This window comes from Actinomadura scrupuli (assembly GCF_050971785.1).
GTDB classification, from domain to species: Bacteria; Actinomycetota; Actinomycetes; order Streptosporangiales; family Streptosporangiaceae; genus Actinomadura_E; species Actinomadura_E scrupuli.
Genome location: NZ_JBPCCU010000001.1, coordinates 1 through 18445, shown reverse-complemented (window position 1 = coordinate 18445; position 18445 = coordinate 1). Strand labels below are relative to the sequence as shown.

14 protein-coding genes and 1 pseudogene are annotated in these 18445 nt (G+C 68.8%); 10 read left to right on the top strand and 5 right to left on the bottom strand.

Going from position 1 to position 18445, the window contains the following annotated elements; translation table 11 throughout:
- The first annotated feature begins 59 nt into the window (after positions 1–59).
- The 5 genes from ACRYCC_RS00075 to ACRYCC_RS00055 all read left to right on the top strand — a co-directional run bounded on the left by ACRYCC_RS00075 (position 60) and on the right by ACRYCC_RS00055 (position 6096).
- Positions 60–854 carry a helix-turn-helix domain-containing protein gene (locus tag ACRYCC_RS00075; RefSeq protein ID WP_433807319.1) on the top strand — a complete coding sequence of 265 codons (795 nt, stop codon included), beginning with the start codon at positions 60–62 and terminating at the stop codon, positions 852–854.
- The gene (locus ACRYCC_RS00070) at positions 851–3364 is read left to right on the top strand and encodes a VIT domain-containing protein (protein ID WP_433807317.1); all 2514 of its coding nucleotides are present in this window, start codon (positions 851–853) and stop codon (positions 3362–3364) included. The genes ACRYCC_RS00075 and ACRYCC_RS00070 overlap by 4 nt, the downstream gene beginning before the upstream one ends.
- A gap of 197 nt (positions 3365–3561) precedes the next feature.
- On the top strand, positions 3562–4296 hold the full coding sequence (locus tag ACRYCC_RS00065) for a rhomboid family intramembrane serine protease (RefSeq protein ID WP_433807315.1): 735 nt from the start codon (positions 3562–3564) through the stop codon (positions 4294–4296).
- 129 nt (positions 4297–4425) lie between these two features.
- On the top strand, positions 4426–5328 hold the full coding sequence (locus ACRYCC_RS00060; RefSeq protein WP_433807313.1) for a hypothetical protein: 903 nt from the start codon (positions 4426–4428) through the stop codon (positions 5326–5328).
- A gap of 36 nt (positions 5329–5364) precedes the next feature.
- Positions 5365–6096 carry a DUF7873 family protein gene (locus tag ACRYCC_RS00055; RefSeq protein WP_433807311.1) on the top strand — a complete coding sequence of 244 codons (732 nt, stop codon included), beginning with the start codon at positions 5365–5367 and terminating at the stop codon, positions 6094–6096.
- 513 nt (positions 6097–6609) lie between these two features.
- On the opposite strand, the gene ACRYCC_RS00050 is transcribed toward ACRYCC_RS00055, so the two are convergent.
- The 5 genes from ACRYCC_RS00050 to ACRYCC_RS00030 form a co-directional block, all read right to left on the bottom strand.
- Positions 6610–7161, bottom strand: a complete 552-nt coding sequence (locus tag ACRYCC_RS00050; protein ID WP_433807309.1) for a hypothetical protein — start codon at positions 7159–7161, stop codon at positions 6610–6612.
- 349 nt (positions 7162–7510) lie between these two features.
- Positions 7511–7918, bottom strand: coding sequence for a PASTA domain-containing protein (locus tag ACRYCC_RS00045; RefSeq protein ID WP_433807307.1), 408 nt, complete (start codon positions 7916–7918; stop codon positions 7511–7513).
- A gap of 91 nt (positions 7919–8009) precedes the next feature.
- On the bottom strand, positions 8010–8369 hold the full coding sequence (locus tag ACRYCC_RS00040) for a DUF732 domain-containing protein (RefSeq protein ID WP_433807305.1): 360 nt from the start codon (positions 8367–8369) through the stop codon (positions 8010–8012).
- Positions 8370–9124: 755 nt separating this feature from the next.
- Complete coding sequence (locus tag ACRYCC_RS00035) at positions 9125–11515, bottom strand: ATP-binding cassette domain-containing protein (RefSeq protein ID WP_433809877.1); 2391 nt, start codon at positions 11513–11515, stop codon at positions 9125–9127.
- Between the two features lie 168 nt (positions 11516–11683).
- A complete protein-coding gene (locus ACRYCC_RS00030; RefSeq protein WP_433807303.1) occupies positions 11684–12094 on the bottom strand; it encodes a VOC family protein in 411 nt (136 codons plus the stop codon).
- Between the two features lie 227 nt (positions 12095–12321).
- On the opposite strand from ACRYCC_RS00030, the gene ACRYCC_RS00025 reads away from it, so the two are divergent.
- The 5 genes and pseudogenes from ACRYCC_RS00025 to ACRYCC_RS00005 all read left to right on the top strand — a co-directional run bounded on the left by ACRYCC_RS00025 (position 12322) and on the right by ACRYCC_RS00005 (position 18140).
- Complete coding sequence (locus ACRYCC_RS00025; protein WP_433807301.1) at positions 12322–12843, top strand: pyridoxamine 5'-phosphate oxidase family protein; 522 nt, start codon at positions 12322–12324, stop codon at positions 12841–12843.
- A complete protein-coding gene (locus ACRYCC_RS00020; RefSeq protein WP_433807299.1) occupies positions 12828–13937 on the top strand; it encodes a serine hydrolase domain-containing protein in 1110 nt (369 codons plus the stop codon). The genes ACRYCC_RS00025 and ACRYCC_RS00020 overlap by 16 nt, the downstream gene beginning before the upstream one ends.
- 799 nt (positions 13938–14736) lie before the next feature.
- Complete coding sequence (locus ACRYCC_RS00015; RefSeq protein WP_433807297.1) at positions 14737–15378, top strand: DUF4145 domain-containing protein; 642 nt, start codon at positions 14737–14739, stop codon at positions 15376–15378.
- A 258-nt stretch (positions 15379–15636) separates the two neighbouring features.
- Positions 15637–17397 (top strand): annotated as a pseudogene (locus ACRYCC_RS00010) (IS481 family transposase); the annotation flags it as partial.
- Positions 17398–17597: 200 nt separating this feature from the next.
- Complete coding sequence (locus ACRYCC_RS00005; RefSeq protein ID WP_433807295.1) at positions 17598–18140, top strand: hypothetical protein; 543 nt, start codon at positions 17598–17600, stop codon at positions 18138–18140.
- Positions 18141–18445: the final 305 nt, after the last annotated feature.

Sequence of the window (18445 nt, the reverse complement as noted above, 5' to 3'; positions counted from 1 at the left end):
CACAGGCTCACCCGAGACCGACCTTGACACTGTCATCATTACAGTGTCACTATTGAGACATGGAACGGACCTGGACGATCACTGAGCTGGCCGGGGAGGCCGCCGCGATCCTGGCGGCCGGCCCGGCCGCGCCCGCCGACCAGGTGAACGGGCGGGTGCGGGACATGCCCAACGAGCGGCTGATCCGCTGGTACACCACCATCGGGCTGGTCGACCCCCCGCTGGCCCGCCGGGGCCGCACCGCCCTCTATGGGCAACGACACCTGCTCCAGCTCGTCGCGGTGAAACGGCGGCAGGCCGCCGGCCTGACCATCGCCGAGATCCAGACCGAGCTGGCGGGTGCGCCCGACGACACCCTGCGGGCGATCGCCCGGCTGCCCGGTGCGGTCACGGAGACCCGCACCGGCCCTGGTCCCCGCCGGGACCGCTTCTGGGCCGCCGCACCCGCCCCTGGCCCCGATGGGACACCTCCCGCGGTTCCCACCGGAGCACCCGCCGCCACCTCCCCTGCGGCACCCGCCGCGGCGAACCCGGGGGCTTCCGCCGCGGTTCCCGCCGTCCCCGGACCCGCCGCCCCGGCGCGGGCGGTCGCCTCCGCGAGGGCGCGTCCGGCCGAGGGCGACGCAGCCGTACCGCCCGCCGCCGTACCGCCCGCGGTCGTGCACGGCGTGCGGCTCGCGCCGGGGGTGACGTTGCTGCTCGACGGCGGGGCCGTGCCCGGACCCGACGACCTGGCCGCACTCGCGGTGGCCGCCCGGCCCGTACTCGACGAACTGCACCGGCGCGGCCTCGCCGGCCCATCCGTCCCCGCCGACCAGCCCGCCCACGACACCTCCCCCGGGAGCTCATCATGACCGTGCACATCGCATCTCTTCCTGACGAAGTCCCCCCGCTCCCCGACGCGGGGCTGGGCGCGCTCACCACCGACCGGGGCAACCTGCCGCTGGACTCCGTGGACGTCCACGCCGCCGTGACCGGGCTGGCGGCCGGCATCGAGGTGACCCAGGGGTTCCGCAACCCCTTCGACGTCCCGCTCGAGGCGACGTACGTCTTCCCGCTGCCCGACCGCGCGGCCGTGACCGCCATGCGCATGGAGGCCGCCGACCGGGTGATCGAGGGCACCCTGAAGGAGCGCGGCCAGGCCCGGCAGGACTACGACACCGCCATCGCCGCCGGGCAGCGCGCCGCGATCGCCGAAGAGGACCGGCCCGACGTCTTCACCATGCGGGTCGGCAACATCCTGCCCGGCGAGCGCGTGACCGTGCGGCTGACGCTCAGCCAGCCGCTCCCCTACGAGGACGGTGCCGCGACCTTCCGGTTCCCCCTGGTCGTCGCGCCGCGCTACATCCCCGGCAGGCCGGTCGACGACCTGCCGGCCGGAGACGGCGTCGAGCCGGACACCGACGACGTCCCGGACGCCTCCCGGATCAGCCCGCCGGTGCTGCTGCCCGGCTTCCCCGATCCGGTACGGCTGTCGCTCACGCTGGAACTCGACCCGGCGGGCCTGCCGCTGAGCGAGATCCGCTCCAGCCTGCACGTGGCCGCCACGGAGACCTCCGGCGACCGGACGACCCTGCGGCTGCAGCCGGGAGAGCGGCTGGACCGCGACTTCATCGTGCGGCTGGGCTACGCGCCGCGGGAGTCCTCGGCGCTGGCGCTGGTGCCCGACGCGTCCGGCCAGGAGGGCACCTTCACCCTGACTGTGCTGCCCGGCGAGGCCACGGCGCCCCGTCCGCGCGACGTCGTCCTGGTGATCGACCGGTCCGGCAGCATGATGGGCTGGAAGATGGTCGCGGCCCGGCGCTCGGCCGCCCGCATCGTCGACACGCTCACCGACCGGGACCGGTTCGCGGTGCTGTGCTTCGACGACCGGATCGAGGAGCCCGACGGGCTGCCGGCGGGCCTGTCGCCCGCCACCGACCGGCACCGCTTCCGGGCGGTCGAGCACCTGGCCAAGCTGGGGGCACGTGGCGGCACCGAGATGCTCGCCCCGCTCGAGCAGGCCGCGCGCATCCTCTCCGGGACGTCCGAACGGGACCGCGTGCTGGTGCTCATCACCGATGGCCAGATCGGCAACGAGGACCAGATCCTGGCCCGGCTCGCCCCCGCTCTCGAGCGGGTCCGGGTGCACGCCGTCGGCATCGACCAGGCCGTCAACGCGGGCTTCCTCAACCGGCTGGCCGGGATCGGAAAGGGACGCTTCGAACTCGTGGAGTCCGAGGACCGGCTCGACGAGGTGATGGAACACATCCACGAGCGCATCGGCTCGCCGCTGGCGACCGGGCTCAGCCTCGCCGCCGAGGGCCTGTCGGTGGTACCCGGCACCGTCTCCCCACGCCGGCTCGGCGCGCTGTTCCCGGGAGTCCCCCTGGTCATCGCCGGCCGTTTCACCGGGGAGGCCGCCGGTTCGCTGGCCGTACGAGGCGTGGCGGCCGACGGTTCCGCCTGGGAGCAGCGGGCCGAGGGCGCCGTCGTGGACGACACCGCGTCCGCGTCCATCTGGGCCCGCGGGCATCTGCGCGACCTCGAGGACGCCTACGTCGTCGCCGGCTCGGACGAGCTCGAGAAGCGCATCGTCTCGGTCTCGCTGCGGTTCAACGTGCTCTGCCGGTTCACCGCGTTCGTGGCCGTGGACAGCAGGGTGGTGACCTCGGGTGAGACCCCGCATCAGGTGATCCAGCCGGTCGACGAGCCGCGCGGCTGGCAGCCCACGGCCGCTCCAGCGGCGCCGGCCGCCTTCGCGCCGATGTCGGCCCCGGCACCCGCCGGTCCACCGGTGTGGGCGGCGGGAGCGCCCACGTCCGCCTTCCCGCAGACCCCCGCGCCCTTCGCCGCCCCGCCCGCTCGGCCCGCTCCGCCCGCTCCGTCCACTCGGCCCGCTCCGCCCGCCGGGCCCGGCTCGGCGGCGCTGCCACGGGGTCGTGGCCGCTCGTTCCTGCGCGGCCGGATGCCCTTCCCGGACGCTCCCATACCCCCGGAGGCCGACGAGCAGGCGCAGGCCCGACGGCAGGCCGCCGAGGAGGTCACGCTGCTGGCCGGCTGTGTCCACGACTCCGAGCCGGTCCGGTGGCACCTGCTGTCGGATCTGCGCACCCGGCTGGAGGGCCTGATCTCGCGGCTGCGGGCGCTCGGCACCGACGTACCCGGCCTGCCCGCGCTGGTCACGCTGGTCGCCGAACTGGCGATCGCCGACGACCACGCTCAGCGCTCCGACCTGACCGGGCTCTGGGACCGTACCGTCCGGGTGCTCACCGAGTTCGCCGGCGCCACCCCGGAGTCCCCCAGGATCACCCCGGCCGAGAACATCACCCCGGCCGAGGAGCCCGCCCCCACCCGCCTGCCCTTCTGGAAGAAACGCCCCTGACACCCCCGCCCCGCCCTCCACCCTCCGCTCCGTGATCACGCAATCGTTCGTCGAACGATTGCATGATCACGGAAGTGGAGGGGGGTGCTGGGGCCGGTTCTGGCCTGTTCCGGACCGGACTTCGGGACGCCGGTCGGAAACTTCCCGCGGTCATCGTGCGTACTCTCATGTGAGGATTGGACGGCCGAGGAGTGGCGATGGCGAGCAACGGTCCGAGCGCGGAAGCGATGATCGCCGAGGCCCGCAAGGCACTGTGGGTGATGGTCACCTTCCTCGCCGTCATCTGGAGCGTCCAGATCATGAACTGGGCGCTCGGCTACCACCTCAGCCGTGACCTGGGGGTCCGCGCCCGGGACGTCGGCAGCCTGCCGGACATCTTCACCTCGCCGCTGCTGCACGGGAGCTGGGCGCACATCGAGGGCAACTCCGGCCCGCTGTTCATCTTCGGGTTCCTCGCCGCCTACCGGGGGGTCAAGAAGTTCCTCGCGCTGACCCTTCTCATCGTGATCGTGGGTGGTCTGGGCGAATGGTTCACCTCCCCCACCAACACCGTGACCGTGGGCGCCAGCGGCCTGGTCTTCGGTTTCCTCGGGTACGTCATCGTGCGCGGCATCTTCGACCGGCACACCGTCGACATCGTGATCGGCCTGGTCATGGCGCTCTGCTTCGCCTACCAGTTCACGGCGCTGCTGCCCGCCAACGGCATCAGCTGGCAGGGACATCTCTTCGGCCTCGTCGCGGGTGTCCTCGGTGGCTGGATCTTCCGCGATCGCAGGTTCGGTGACCGCAGGTCCGGCGTGGTGCCCGCCGCCCCGGCGAAGAGCGTGAAGGGCGGGAAGTCCGGGCAGGGCTCGCCCGCCGGGGCCGGGGAGCCCGCGGCCCCGGGCAGCGCCGCCGCCCTGCTCAAGGAGCTGGACGATCTCGGCCTCTGAGCGGGGTCCGGCCGACGTGGGCAGGAGAGCAGCGCCCGGCACGGGCTCGTGCAACCGGCCGGCGTCCCCCCGCCGAAATCAAGGTATGAGCCCGCTCAAGGGGCCCGGCGCCCTCGCAGTGCCGCCGGCGTGACGTCCCGCGTCCCCGGCCGGCGGCCGCCGCTGCCGGGCCACTCCGCGCCCGTGTCCTCCTGGCGCAGCAGCCTGGAGTCGCTCGGCATCGCCACCGGCCCGCTGGCGGATCCGCTCACCTACCCGGGCCGGATGGCCGGGTGGTCCGGCCTGCTCGTGGACGATCTCTATCTGCGGGTCAGCCCACGTGCCCGTACCCCGCTCGGCGGGTGGGCCGTGCCGGGGAGCTCCGGCCCCGGCGCGCAAGGGATCGACGACGTACTGCGGGAGCTGGGGCGGCCGGCGGTCTCCGAACGCCACGTGGTCGTCTCCATCGGCAGCAACGCCGCCCCCGCCCAGATCCATGCCAAGTTCACCACAAGGGACGTCCGGGTGGCCCTGCCGATGATCAGAGCCGAGGCAAGCGGGATCCGCGCCGGGGTCTCCGCGCATGTGAGCCGGCCCGGCTATCTCCCCGCGACGCCCGTCGCCGACCCGGCCGCCGTCTCGACACTGGTCGTGCTGTGGCTCGACGACGACCAGCTCGCCGCGCTCGACGACACCGAGCCGAACTACCACCGCGTCCGCCTGCCCACGGACCCGTTCACCCTGTCGCTGCCGTCGGGGGGGCGTCTGTCCGACCCGTACTGCTATGTGAGCCGGCACGGCTGCCTCACCGACGGCCTGGGCTCGCCGCGGCCCCTGCGGAGCCAGCACGAGCTGATCTCCGATCTGCTCGCCGGGAGCCCGGCGCTCCGGCGGCTGTGCGGCGCCACTCCGCTGGAATGGCTGAGGAGAACCGCCGACCTGGGGGTTCGGCACAAGGTCCGCGACCTGCTCCGGCGGGAGCGGCTCGTCGCGCACCAGGCCGAGTTCGCCGATCTCCCGCGGGCCGGATTTCCAGATGCGTCACGGCGGTGAGCCCGGTACGGTTCGAGCCTGATCACGGGAGGAATCGTGGCAAAGCTCAACCAGATCATCGCCGCGGAGAAGGGCGTCAAGGCCCGGACGCTACGAGAGATCACCGACGTCTACCACGCGCTCCAGAAGCCGGCCCTGCTGTCCGGGATCTCACGCGTGTACCAGCCGGGCAACGAGGACGGCGAGCAGCTCCCCGCCGAGTCCACCCGGGTCCAGATCAGCGCCGAGACCGTGCTGTCCGATGTCGCCACGGCGCTCACCAAGCTGTTCGACGTCGTCGCGACCAAGGACATCGCGAACTGCGAGGCCAAGGCCGACGTGAAGGTCGACGGGGTGACGATCCTGGCGGACCTGCCGGTGTCGTACCTGCTCTTCCTGGAGAAGCAGCTCGTCGACGTGCAGACGCTGCTGTCGAAGCTGCCCGTCCTGGACGCCGCCGAGGTGTGGTCGCGCGACGAGTCCGCGGACTCCTGGCGCACCGAGCCGGTCAAGACCAACCGGACCCGCAAGGTCCCGAAGGTCCTGGTCAAGTACGAGGCGACCAAGGAGCATCCGGCACAGACCGAGGTCTACCACGAGGACGAGATCGTGGGTCAGTGGACGACCACGAAGTTCTCCGGTGCCATTCAGGCCGCACGGCTCAAAGAACTCACCGAACGGCTGGTGAAGCTCCAGGACGCGGTCAAGTACGCTCGCGAAGAAGCCAACGCCATCGAGGTCGTCGACCAGCGGGTGGGCGACAAGGTGTTCGGCTACCTGTTCGGATAACTCCATAGACTCCCCCGCCGGAGCGCGGGGGCGCGTCCCATGAGGGGCGCAAAGCTGAAGATGAGGCTCAACCTGAATCGTGGCGACAGTGGAGGTTCGATCCCTCCCCCGGGTACCTGCCCGGGTAGCCCAATCGGCAGAGGCAGCCCGTCAAACTCAGGCTCTCGCTCCAGATTCAGCATTCTCCGCCGATCGCCAGATCGACCGGGAGCGGACGAGCACGTTGGATGCCGGTTCAAGTCCGGCCTGCGGCGCCACTCATGCCGCGGTAGTTCAAAGGCAGAACACAACGGACTAAGGACTGATCCGCTCTCTTAAACGGCGCTGGCGTGTGCAGCACGGTGGTACATCGAGGGCCCCGGCAAGATGGCTACTCTTGTCGGGGCCCGCTGCCACCTGAGTTCGAACACCCACTGCATCGGCACAGTGGGCCGAATGGCTTTGGGCGCCCGGACCACCCCTCGGCGACCGGGCACCCACACCTCGATCCTGCTTCCGCGCTGGACTACGGAATCAAGCCGCAGCGCCGGCAGCCGACTTCGAGCCGGTCAGCTCACGCCGCCGGACCGACGACAGCCACAGCAGGACGACACCGGTCAGCACGGCCGCGCCGCCGCCCACCGCCATCCTCGTGGAGTTTCCGCCCGTGACCGGGAGGGCCTGCTGCACAGGCGCCCGGTAGACACGCGGCTTGGCGCGGTAGTGGCGGTGGTGGCAGTGGAAGCAGACCGGCGGCCGGTAGTGCTCGTGGCCCGAGCGGTGCCGTGAATTGCTCTTGGTGTGCTGGCGGACTTTGACCCTGACCGCCGTGTCGTCCTGCTGGCGGTTCCGGTTCGCGTCGTGCTCGCGATCGCGCTCGCGCTCGTCGCGACTGTGCAGGTCGCCGTCCTCTCCATCCGGACCGGGCTCGTACAGCCGACCGTAGTTGGGCGCCCGATCGACGCTCATCGATGAGGCCGCCTTGAGGTGCTCGACCGAGGCGGCCGACGCGCTCGAGACGGCAGGAATGGACGTCGCGGCGCAGAGTGCGAACATCGCCGCCGCTTCGGCGGCGAACAGGGTCAATATGCGGTGACCACGCATCTTTTCTCTCCCAGAAAGGCAAAATTTGGTTCCGATGAGCTTTTGAATAGGCCCCGGACTCCTTCGACCTACCCATTCTCTCAGAGTGAATCACCTGCATGGCAACCCATTGATCACCCAAAAAATATCCGTAGTAAATGTCCGAAATGATCAACCTGAGAGGGTGATCGAAAGCCATTACAACGGAAGATCAACTCCATTTGCCGTGCAAACACTTAATAGCGGGATGCACCCTTTTATTCTCGGACAGTCCGGGCGGCCCACGAAGGGTTCGCCGATGTGCCACCGCTCGCACCGCGCGGCCTTCAGGCCGGGCGCGAGTGCCCGGCCACTACTCGCCGATCTTCTTCGAGTACAGGGTGACCGTGGTGGTCTTCGGGTCGGCGAGCGTCCCGCCCCTCGGCGACTGCCGCACCACGACCCAGTTCCGATCCCACAGCAGCAGGCGGTCCTGCCCGGTCGCGTCCTTCTCGACGAGCCGGTAGAAGCCCGCCGCCTGCAGGGTGTCCTGGGCGACCTGGTGGTTGGTGCCGACCAGGTTCGGCACGCGGACCTTCTTCGGGGCGGCGGTCACTCTCTTCGGGGCGGTGCTCTCCGTCGCCACCGGTGCGGCACCGGCACCCGGAGGCCCGGCCGTCGGGGAGGCCGAAACGGTCACCGTGACCGCCGGTGCCGGCGCCGCTCCTCCGCATCCTGTGACCAGCAGTGCCGCCGCGATCGCCGCGTACCTGATTCGCATGTGCGCCCCCTTCACACAGGAAGCCAACACCTCACACCGCCGTGATGCAGTAGCGCAGCGGATACAGCGCGGTACGTCCGGACTTGTCAGCTCAGCAGATGTACTTCTTCGCCGCCGCGACGATCACCTTGGCCTGCTCGGGGTTGACCGTGACGTGCCCGTCCGTGAACCGCACTTGCGCGTTCTTCACCACCGCCGCCGCGTCCTTGCCCTGTTTGATGTCCAGGCAGACGTCCCAGGCGCGGATCAGTGCGCGGTCCCGGTCCAACGTCAGACCCGCGTCGAGCGCGATGAGCGCCGCCAGGAAGTCTCCGTCGCTGTCCACCGTCGGGGTCGGCGGCTTCGCCTTGACGGCAGCGGTCGCCGGTGACGCGGGCTCTGCCGCCGGATCCTGTACACCGCACCCGCAGAGCACCAGGAGTGCGGCCGATGTGCTCACGATGACGCGCATGGGCGGACCGTATGGCCGCACGCGACGGTAGGCCCACCGATGTCCAGAGTCCGGCCTTATCCGGCCAGCGGCCCGCACAGGACTCGGCGCCATGAACTCGGCACACGCAGTCAATGGTGGGAATGGGACGGTTTGAAGCGTCTTATAGACCGGCCCGAAACAGATCGCAGCGTCCGCCAGGCGAGGGGGGAACGCCTTGACCCTGGCGGTGAACAGCGCCATGCCGTTGCCGACGACGACATTCTTCGCCGGCGCGGGATGAGGAACGAAGGTGTATAAAGGGCTGCTGTGACCTCAAGGTCATTTGGAGCAGATCTCACAACTCGGATTGCTCCGTCACAGCGCGGGCCTTAGCCCGGCTCCTCATCACGGAGGCCCGCCGCATGCCCGACCTCGGAGTCTGGGAACTCCTCATCCTGCTGGTCGTCATCGGTGTGCCCGTCCTGGCGGTGATCGGCATCGTCCGGTTGGTCACTCGCCTCACCAGGCCCAAGGCGTAGGCCTACCCACACTGGACTGCCCTGTGGATGCTCCTTTGCGGTTCCGGCGGTCGGCGGTCGTCTGGCTCGCCGCTGCTGCTTGCCGGTGTGCGCAGTTGGGTGTCCTGGCATTCCTCGGGACCTTCGATGCCGCATGGCGGGATGGGCCGATCGGACGGGCGTTGGCCGATCGCGGGTTGTCGCTCGCCTGCGATCACCCACAGCGATCGAGACGGCCCCGCGGCGGTGGCCTGTGCTCTTCCGTGAGGGACACGGTCAGGTGCCGACGTAGGCCGCGAGGTGCTCGCCGGTGAGGGTGGAGCGGGCGGCGATGAGGTCGGCGGGTGTGCCCTCGAAGACGATCCGGCCGCCGTCGTGGCCGGCGCCGGGGCCGAGGTCGATGATCCAGTCCGCGTGCGCCATGACCGCCTGGTGGTGCTCGACCACGATGACCGACTTGCCGGAGTCGACGAGCCGGTCGAGCAGGGCGAGCAGCTGCTCGACGTCGGCGAGGTGGAGGCCGGCGGTCGGCTCGTCGAGGACGTAGACGCCGCCCTTGTCGGCCATGTGGGTGGCCAGCTTCAGCCGCTGCCGCTCACCGCCGGACAGCGTGGTGAGCGGCTGGCCGATGGTGAGGTAGCCGAGCCCGACGGCGGCGAGCCGGCCGAGGATGGCGTGCGCGGCCGGCGTACGCGCCTCGCCGGCGCCGAAGAACTCCTCGGCCTCGGTCACCGGCATGGCCAGCACCTCGCTGATGTCGCGGCCGCCGAGGTGGTAGTCCAGCACCGCTGCCTGGAACCGCTTCCCCTCGCACTCCTCACAGGTGGTGCTGACGCCGGCCATCATCGCCAGGTCGGTGTAGATGACGCCGGCGCCGTTGCAGGTGGGGCAGGCGCCTTCGGAGTTGGCGCTGAACAGCGCCGGCTTCACGCCGTTGGCCTTCGCGAACGCCTTGCGGATCGGGTCGAGTAGTCCGGTGTAGGTCGCCGGGTTGCTCCGCCGTGACCCGCGGATCGCGCCCTGGTCGATCGACACCACACCCGCGCCGGCGGGGATCGACCCGCGCACGAGCGAGCTCTTGCCGGAGCCCGCCACGCCGGTGACCACGCAGAGCACCCCGAGCGGGACGTCGACGTCGACGTCCCGCAGGTTGTGGGCGTTGGCACCGCGGATCTCCAGCGTGCCGGTGGCCTTCCGCACCGTCTCCTTGAGGGTGGCCCGGTCGTCGAAATGGCGGCCGGTGATGGTGCCGCTGGCCCGCAGCCCCTCGACGGTGCCCTCGAAGCAGACGGCGCCGCCCGCCGTACCGGCGCCGGGACCGAGGTCGACGACGTGGTCGGCGATCACGATCGTCTCCGGCTTGTGCTCCACGACGAGCACCGTGTTGCCCTTGTCCCGCAGCCGCAGCAGCAGGTCGTTCATCCGCTGGATGTCATGGGGATGCAGGCCCGTGGTCGGCTCGTCGAAGACGTACGTGGTGTCGGTGAGCGAGGAGCCGAGGTGACGGATCATTTTGACGCGCTGCGCCTCGCCGCCCGACAGCGTGCCCGACGGCCGGTAGAGCGAGAGGTAGCCCAGCCCGATCTCCACGAACGAGTCGAGAGTGTGCCGCAGCGTGGCGAGCAGCGGCGCCACCGACGGCTCGTCCAGGCCGCGGACCCATTCGGCCAGGTCGCTGATCTGCATCGCGCAGGCGTCGGCGATGCTGATTCCCTCGATCTTCGACGAGCGGGCCGCCTCGCTCAGCCGGGTGCCACCGCACTCCGGGCAGGTGGTGAAGGTGACCGCCCGCTCCACGAAGGCGCGGATGTGCGGCTGCAGCGAGTCGACGTCCTTGGAGAGCATCGACTTCTGGATCTTCGGGATCAGGCCCTCGTACGTCAGGTTGATGTTGTCGACCTTGATCTTGGTCGGCTCCTTGTGGAGCAGGTCGTGCAGCTCCTTCTTGGTGAACTTGCTGATCGGCTTGTCCGGGTCGAAGAAGCCGCAGCCGCTGAAGATGCGGCCGAACCAGCCGTCCATGCTGTAGCCGGGGATGGTGAGCGCACCCTCGTTGAGCGACTTGGCGTCGTCGTACAGCTGGGTCAGGTCGATGTCGTTGACCGAGCCCCGGCCCTCACAGCGCGGGCACATGCCACCGGTGATGCTGAAGCTGCGCCGTTCCTTCACGGTCTTCCCGGCGCGCTCCAGGGTGACCGCGCCCGCTCCGCTGATCGAGGCGACGTTGAAGGAGAACGCCTGGGGCGAGCCGATGTGCGGCTGCCCGAGCCGGCTGAAGAGGATGCGCAGCATCGCGTTGGCGTCGGTGGCGGTGCCGACCGTGGAGCGGGGGTCGGCACCCATCCGCTGCTGGTCGACGATGATCGCTGTCGTCAGCCCTTCGAGTACGTCGACGTCGGGCCGCGCCAGCGTCGGCATGAAGCCCTGTACGAAGGCGCTGTAGGTCTCGTTGATCAGTCGTTGCGACTCAGCGGCGATCGTGCCGAACACCAGAGAGCTCTTGCCCGAGCCGGAGATGCCGGTGAACACCGTGAGGCGGCGCTTCGGGAGCTCGACGCTGACGTCCTTGAGGTTGTTCACCCGCGCGCCGTGCACGCGGATCAGATCGTGGCTGTCGGCAACGTGCAGCGCAGGCGACTGCGTCTCCGGCGTCGTGGCCATGCTCATCATGTCTCCAAGTGTTAGGCGGGGTTGCCTTCGCGGTCCCGTCGGCGTCGCCTGGCTCGATCTAACCAAATCCGAAGAGTACGTCTGGTTCTCCTCCGCTTCGGCCTGTTCTGCCGCTGTGCCCCGGCCACGCGGCCGTGCAGGCATGGCTGCGATCACCCGGACGGCTCAGCGCAGCTCCTGGATGCGGAGCAGGTTGCCCGCGGGATCTCGGACGGCGCAGTCGCGAACGCCGTACGGCTGCTCGGTCGGCTCCTGGACGAGTTCGGCGCCGCCGGCCCGCAGCCGCGCGAAGGTGCCGTCGAGGTCGGCGGTGGCCAGGAGGATGCGGGCGTAGGTGCCCTTGGCCATCATCTCGGCGATGGTGCGGCGCTCGTCGCCGGTGACGCCGGGGTCGGCGGCCGGTGGCTCCAGGACGATGGACGTGCCCGGCCGGCCGGCGGGGCCGACCGTTATCCAGCGCATCCCGCCGTATCCGACGTCGTTGCGGACCTCGAAGCCGAGGGTGTCGCGGTAGAAGGCCAGCGAGGCGTCCGGGTCGTTGTGCGGGAGGAAGCTCGCGTGGATGGTGATGTCCATGCCGGTCACGTTAGGTGCGGCTCGGGGGCCTGCGCTTCTCGATTCCTGATCGGATCCCCGCTCCGGCGCGCGGGGGGCTGGGAAGTCCCGCTTCGGGCACGTCCAACCGATGAGTTCCTCGGCGAGTTCAGGTCATCATCAGGACGGCACGTAACACCTACCGGAGGCATGATGGTCGGCCCGCTGTGTTGGTTGGCTGAGCATGCTCGTTGACCTAAGGATGTGACATGTCAGACAGTGAACCGGATGCTGTGCTGGGGCCGTTCTCGTCTCCAGACGCGCAGGCGACGCCGTGGGCGTCGGCATTGGCGGTCCTCGGTGAGGCGGAGGTGTTCTGGCTTTCCACGGTCCGGCCTGACGGGAGACCGCACGTGACGCCGTTGTTGGCGGCCTGGAGTCTGGGCGGCATGTGCTTCACCACCGGTGGTGAGGAGCGCAAGGCGCGGAACCTTGAGCACAATCCCCGCTGCGCGCTGACGACCGGCACGAACGCCTTGACCGGTGTGGACGTCGTCATCGAGGGTGTCGCATCCGTGGTGGATGACCGCTCCGAGCGTGAACAGGCCGTCGCGGACTTCGAGCAGAAGTACGGCGCGCATCTGACCAGCCCCGAGGGTGTCTGGTATCGGCTGGGCGAGGCCGTCATCGCCGGCGACACCAGGCTGTATCGAGTCGCGCCGACTGTCGGATTCGCTTTCGGCAAGCTACCGACGTCCAGCCAGACTCGCTACACGTGGCCGAGCCGGTGACGACGATGTCCGCACTGCAGCAAAAGGTCCAGAGCGTTCTCGACGACCTCGTCGGCACCGGAGCCGAGACCGGCTTGCAGGTCGCCGTTTATCACCGCGGTGCTCTTGTTGTCGACGCCGTCGCCGGCGTCGCCGACGGCCGGACCGGGCGCAGGGTGACCCCGGAGACTCCGTTCTTCAGCTTCTCTGCCGGCAAGGTCATGACGTCGCTGATCGCTCACCTGCTCGTCAGGACCGGTGCTGTCGGATACGACACGCCAGTGGTCGACCTGTGGCCGGAGTTCGGTGCCCACGGCAAGGCGACCGGGACTCTTCGACACGTGCTCACGCACTCCGTGGGCGTGCCGGCGCTACCTCGTGGGATCGGCCCTGCCGACCTGACTGACTGGTCGCGGGTCTGCGCCGCGATCGCCGACGCCGAACCGCGGTGGCGACCCGGGACCGAGACGGGGTACCACTCGTTCACCTACGGCTTCCTCGTCGGCGAGATCGCACGCCGGGCCACCGGCAAACCGATGCGGCAACTCCTGCACGAGTGGGTCACCGTGCCCCTGGGCATCGACGGCGACCTGTACTTCGGTGTGCCCCGAACCGACCTGGCCCGACTGGCACGACTCGAAGACGCCGCACCGCAGCCGGTCGCCCCACCTGACGACGATGCCGTTCTTGCGCCCTGGGAACGGCAACCGACCGCGGCCATGGGCAACAGCCACGAGATCCTGCAAGCGGACATCCCGTCGGTCGGCACCTTCACCGCGCGGGGAATCGCTGCCATGAACGCCGCGGTCCTCGACGGTCGGCTCATCGATTCACAACAGCTCGAGGAGTTGACGGCGGTGGCCTTCGAGGGCACCGACCAGGTCTTCGGTAACCCCGCGCGGCTGGCCCTCGGCTATCCGCTCGGTCGCATCGGGGCTCGGCCGGACGAGGCACCCACCACCTTCGGCTGGATCGGTGGTGGCGGCAGCTACGTCTATGCCGACACCGCCACCGGTACCTCCTTCGCCATGACCAAGACCCGTCTCACCCCCCACTTCAACACCGCACAACGACTCGCAGACCTGACCACAGCCGAGATCAACCCACCTGCTTGAGCATCGGTACCAAGAAGACTCTCCGCGTCCACATCCCGCCGGCATTGCCGAACATGCACGCAACAGGCCGCAGGGCCCAGGCGGCCGATCAGCTCTTGATCTACGCCACATCCACGCGACCAGACTGCTGCCGGCGGGAGTGCCCGTCCCAAGCCCCTGAGCAAAAGGCCCCTTGCGAAGATCGTAAGGGGCCTTTGAGCTGGGAGCCGCCTATCGGAATCGAACCGATGACCTATTCATTACGAGTCTCACGAACAAGATCCACGCCCGTCCAGACACGTCTGCTGACCTGCTGAGCAGCCCCTCCGGACACCATTCGGTTCCACCGTCGTCCGGGTCCGTCCAGACCCGCCGTTAGCACCCGCGTTAGCAACCACCTCGATGTGACCGTACTTCTGCCCCGCCCCAACCCACTCTGTGCCGCCGTAAGATCGCGTAAGCCTTTGTATGCCGCCGTTGCTTTCCTTCTCTTCTGTACAGCAGTCCTCTGCCCACACGTGACAGTGCCCGAGGTGTCCGGGGGCAAGCGGACCCGGAGCGCAGGGCCGTCCACGGCCCGAGCATCGGAAGCCGCGCGGCAGCGATCGCCCCCAACCCCGCGCCAGCCTCAACCACCCAGTGGCGATCGTAGGGTCGAGCCAGCGCGCCACCTCAATCAAGTTCATATGAGCAAGATCCACAACTTGTCCGGTCCTTATGCGCGCTGACGCCCTCACTACTGAAGCAGGGACAGCAAAGAAACCTGATGCGAGATTTTCGACTTGTCACTAACATCCTGGATGTCCCGAGAGGAGGTGGCGTGAACAGCAAGTATGTAGCCCCCCGTTATGAGGCCAAGGCTTTTACGTGCCCAGAATGTCTGGTATGTACATCACATGGCTGGTTTGACCTCTCCTGGCCCTACACCGCCGGGAAGGGACGGTTCTATAAGGGATGGAAATGGAGCCTTTGTTCACACTGCAATATCTTGACAGTCTGGACGCATGATAAAAAAATGGCGGACCCCCTGGTAAGCGTAGGTGGTCCTGACCCGAATCCCGACATGCCTCAAGCGGTTCAGGACATCTATGAGGAAGCTCGTGCAGTCTACGAACTTTCTCCCAGAAGTTGCGGAGCTCTTCTTCGCCTCGCACTTCAGGTCCTCGTTGACGAGCTTGAACCTGGGGCTGGCTCCATCAACAAGAAGATTGGTCGACTTGTCGAGCATGGACTTGATCCGACCATCCAGAAGGCGATGGACGTGCTGCGAGTAGTCGGGAATAATTCCGTCCACCCCGGGAGTATCTCTCTCGCGGAGGATGTCGAAACAATTCCTTCTCTGTTCGAGATGTTGAACCTGATAGTTCAACATGTCGTGTCTCGCCCACGCCAAGTTGAGGCACTATTCAACACACTTCCTGATGGCGCTCGAGAGGCAATCCGTCAGCGTGATAGCACTTGATCCAATGGCAGTTTTGTTTACATGGAAGCTAGCGGAGAAGCGGCGGCCGTGTGCGGGACGCGCGGCGGGACCGGACGGAACAGGCCGCATCCCCGGCGCGCGGCCCGGGCGCGGCTGCCCGGCGGCCGCGTAGCGGGCGCCCTTGAAACCGTAGAGAAACTTCTCATCCAGCGGGTACGACAGTCGTGTCAGGTCTCATGACCTGCGTGACAGATCGTTCTCAGGACCTGTGTGACACTCCGCCGAGTGCTGGTGGAGTTGAGCGTGGTCGAGCAGCGGTATCAGGCCGTGCTGCAGGTGTTGGCGGGGGCGAGTGTCACCGAGGTCGCTGGCCGTTTCGGTGTCTCGCGTCAGGCGGTGCACCGGTGGCTGGGCCGCTATCGCGAGCAGGGACTTGCGGGGTTGTCGGATCGGTCGTCGCGGCCGGTGTCGTCGCCGACCCGTACGGCGCCGGAGGTGGAGGCGCTGATTTGTGAGCTGCGGCGTAACCACCCGTCGTGGGGTGCCCGCCGGCTGGTGTGGGAGCTGACCCGGCGGGGCTGCCCGGGGCCGGTGCCGTCACGGGCGACGGTGCACCGGGTGCTGGTGCGGCACGGGCTGGTGCAGGTCACCCCGCGGGGGCGGCGCCGGGAAGACTACAAGCGCTGGCAACGCAGCGAACCGATGCAGCTGTGGCAGATGGACATCGTCGGCGGGGTCATGCTGGCCGACGGCACCGAATGCAAGGTCGTCACCGGGGTCGATGACCATCCCGGTACTGCGTGACCGCCACCGTGGTGGCCCCGCCCCACCGGGAGGGCCGTGTGCCTGGCCCTCGCTGACGCACTGGGCCGGTTCGGGATCCCCGATGAGCTGCTGACCGACAACGGCAAGCAGTTCACCGCCCGGTTCGGCCGCGGCGGGGAGGTGCTGTTCGACCGGATCTGCCGGGAGAACGGGATCACCCACCGGCTGACCCGCCCGAACTCACCCACCACCACCGGCAAGGTCGAACGGTTCCACCAGACCCTGCGCAGGGAACTCCTCGACGACCACGAGCCGTTCGCCGACCTGGAACAGTCTCAGCAGGCGATCGACGCCTTCGTCACCGAGTACAACACCCAGCGACCCCACCAGGCCCTGGACATGGAGTGTCCCGCCGACCGGTTCCGCCCCCGCCACGACGACCAGCTCCCACTACGGCTGCCCCCGACCCTGCACGCGGTCGAGGCACTCCCCGACCCAGAACCCGAACCCGAGCCGAAAACCCAGCCCGAGCCGACGGTGACGCCGACGCCGACGCCGGTGGAGATTGCCAGGCCGGTGATATCGGCGAACGGGGTCGACCCGGTCGACCTGGCGGTGGAGTTCACCCGAGTGGTCCCCGCGTCGGGGAACCTGACCGTCTGCGGGCAGCAGTTCTGGCTCGGTACCCACCGAGCCGGCCTCACCCTCACCCTGCGGGCCGACACCGGCACCATCGAACTCCTGGCAGCCGGAGCACGGATCAAGAAAGTCCCCTCCCGCCTCACCGCGCAGCACCTGCGGCAACTACTGGCCGGCGGCGGCACCCACATCCAGCCCGCACCCAAACCGGCCCGGCCAGGCACCGGCCAGGCGTTCGAAGTCGACCGGACCGTCAACGGCTGCGGGCTGGTCTCGCTCGGCGGCCGCCAGCACCCGGTCGGCTACCAGTTCGCCGGCCGCCGGGTAACCGTCCGCATTGACGGCGCCCTGCTGCACCTGACCGAGGCCGGGACGTTGCTGCGGGCCCTGCCCAACCCGCTCACCGACACCGACCTGGCCCGGATTCGTGACGCCCGCCCAGCAGGCCCCGAGCCGCAGCCCGCGGGTGAGCCGGTGCGGGTGCAGCGGCGGGTCAGCTGCCGCGGCCAGATCGCCATCGCCGGGCAGCGCATCCACGTCGGCATCGGCCACGCCGGAACCACCGTCACGATCGAGGACACCGATGGCACCTTCCGCATCACCCACGCAGGCCTGGTCGTCGCCGAGGTCGCCCGCACCACCACCAAACCGATCGCCCGGTTCAAAGTCCGCAAGCCGCAACAGCCCAGGCAGGTCACCGGCCGGCAGAACGGGCCTGCGCAGCAGGAGGAGACAACCGCGGCACTCACCACCTCAGCGCAGGACCAGGCGATCTAGCCGAGACGGCGGGACCCGTTGCCACGCGGAAACAGACCACGTGGGTGGGCTGAACGGCAGCTCAGTACGGTTTGCTGGTGCCTTCCGAACCGCCTTGCCGCCACGACCTCACCGTCCTCGCCGACCACGGACAGTTCTACCTGCAAGATCTCCAGGCCCATGGGTTGTGGATGCAGTCGCACGGAGCAGACCCCGATCTCGCTCCCGCGGGATGGACCCACGAGGCCTCGCAGATCTACCGCATCGGCGTGGAGCCACACTCGATCGCCGTCGGAACCGCCCGAAGCGACGTCGTGAAGACCACGCTGCACCTCCACCTCACCGCACCGGTCACAGACCCGCAGGACGCCGAACACGTCGTGGAAGCCGACCTCGACCTGCCCAACGGTGACCTGGCCATCTACGGCCCGGCAGACGACCCCGGCCAAGAACAGCACCTGCAGGTAACACCCGGCCGCTACCGGACCCGGGTCTCATACCTGCCTTCTGAACCACCGGCCGCGCCAACCACCGGATCCGAACTCGGCGACCACTTCCTCTATCGGATTGACCTCTGGCCAACCGACCAACCAACCGCCACCACCGTGGTGAAGCAGGGAGAAACCCCCTGGGCCGGCTGACCGCACCCAGCACCAGGACGCGGTACCGTCAGGCCAGAGCAGGACAACAGATCATCTAGCCGGAGTGTCACCCACCTCCCGAGCCGGATCTGTCACACACCTCCTGAGACTCGACACGGGTACGACAGTCGCGTTTCTACTGGTCAGAGCCACATCGTCTCGGGCCGCGCTCTAGGGGTCAGGGGACTGTCCGGATCTTTGTGTGCAGAGCGGTGATCGCTTGGTTAGTTGAGGGTGATGCGGTCGCCGTAGTAGAGCGACAGCGTGTTGAGCGCCGTTTTCCACCCGGGGGTCTTGCCGGTGAC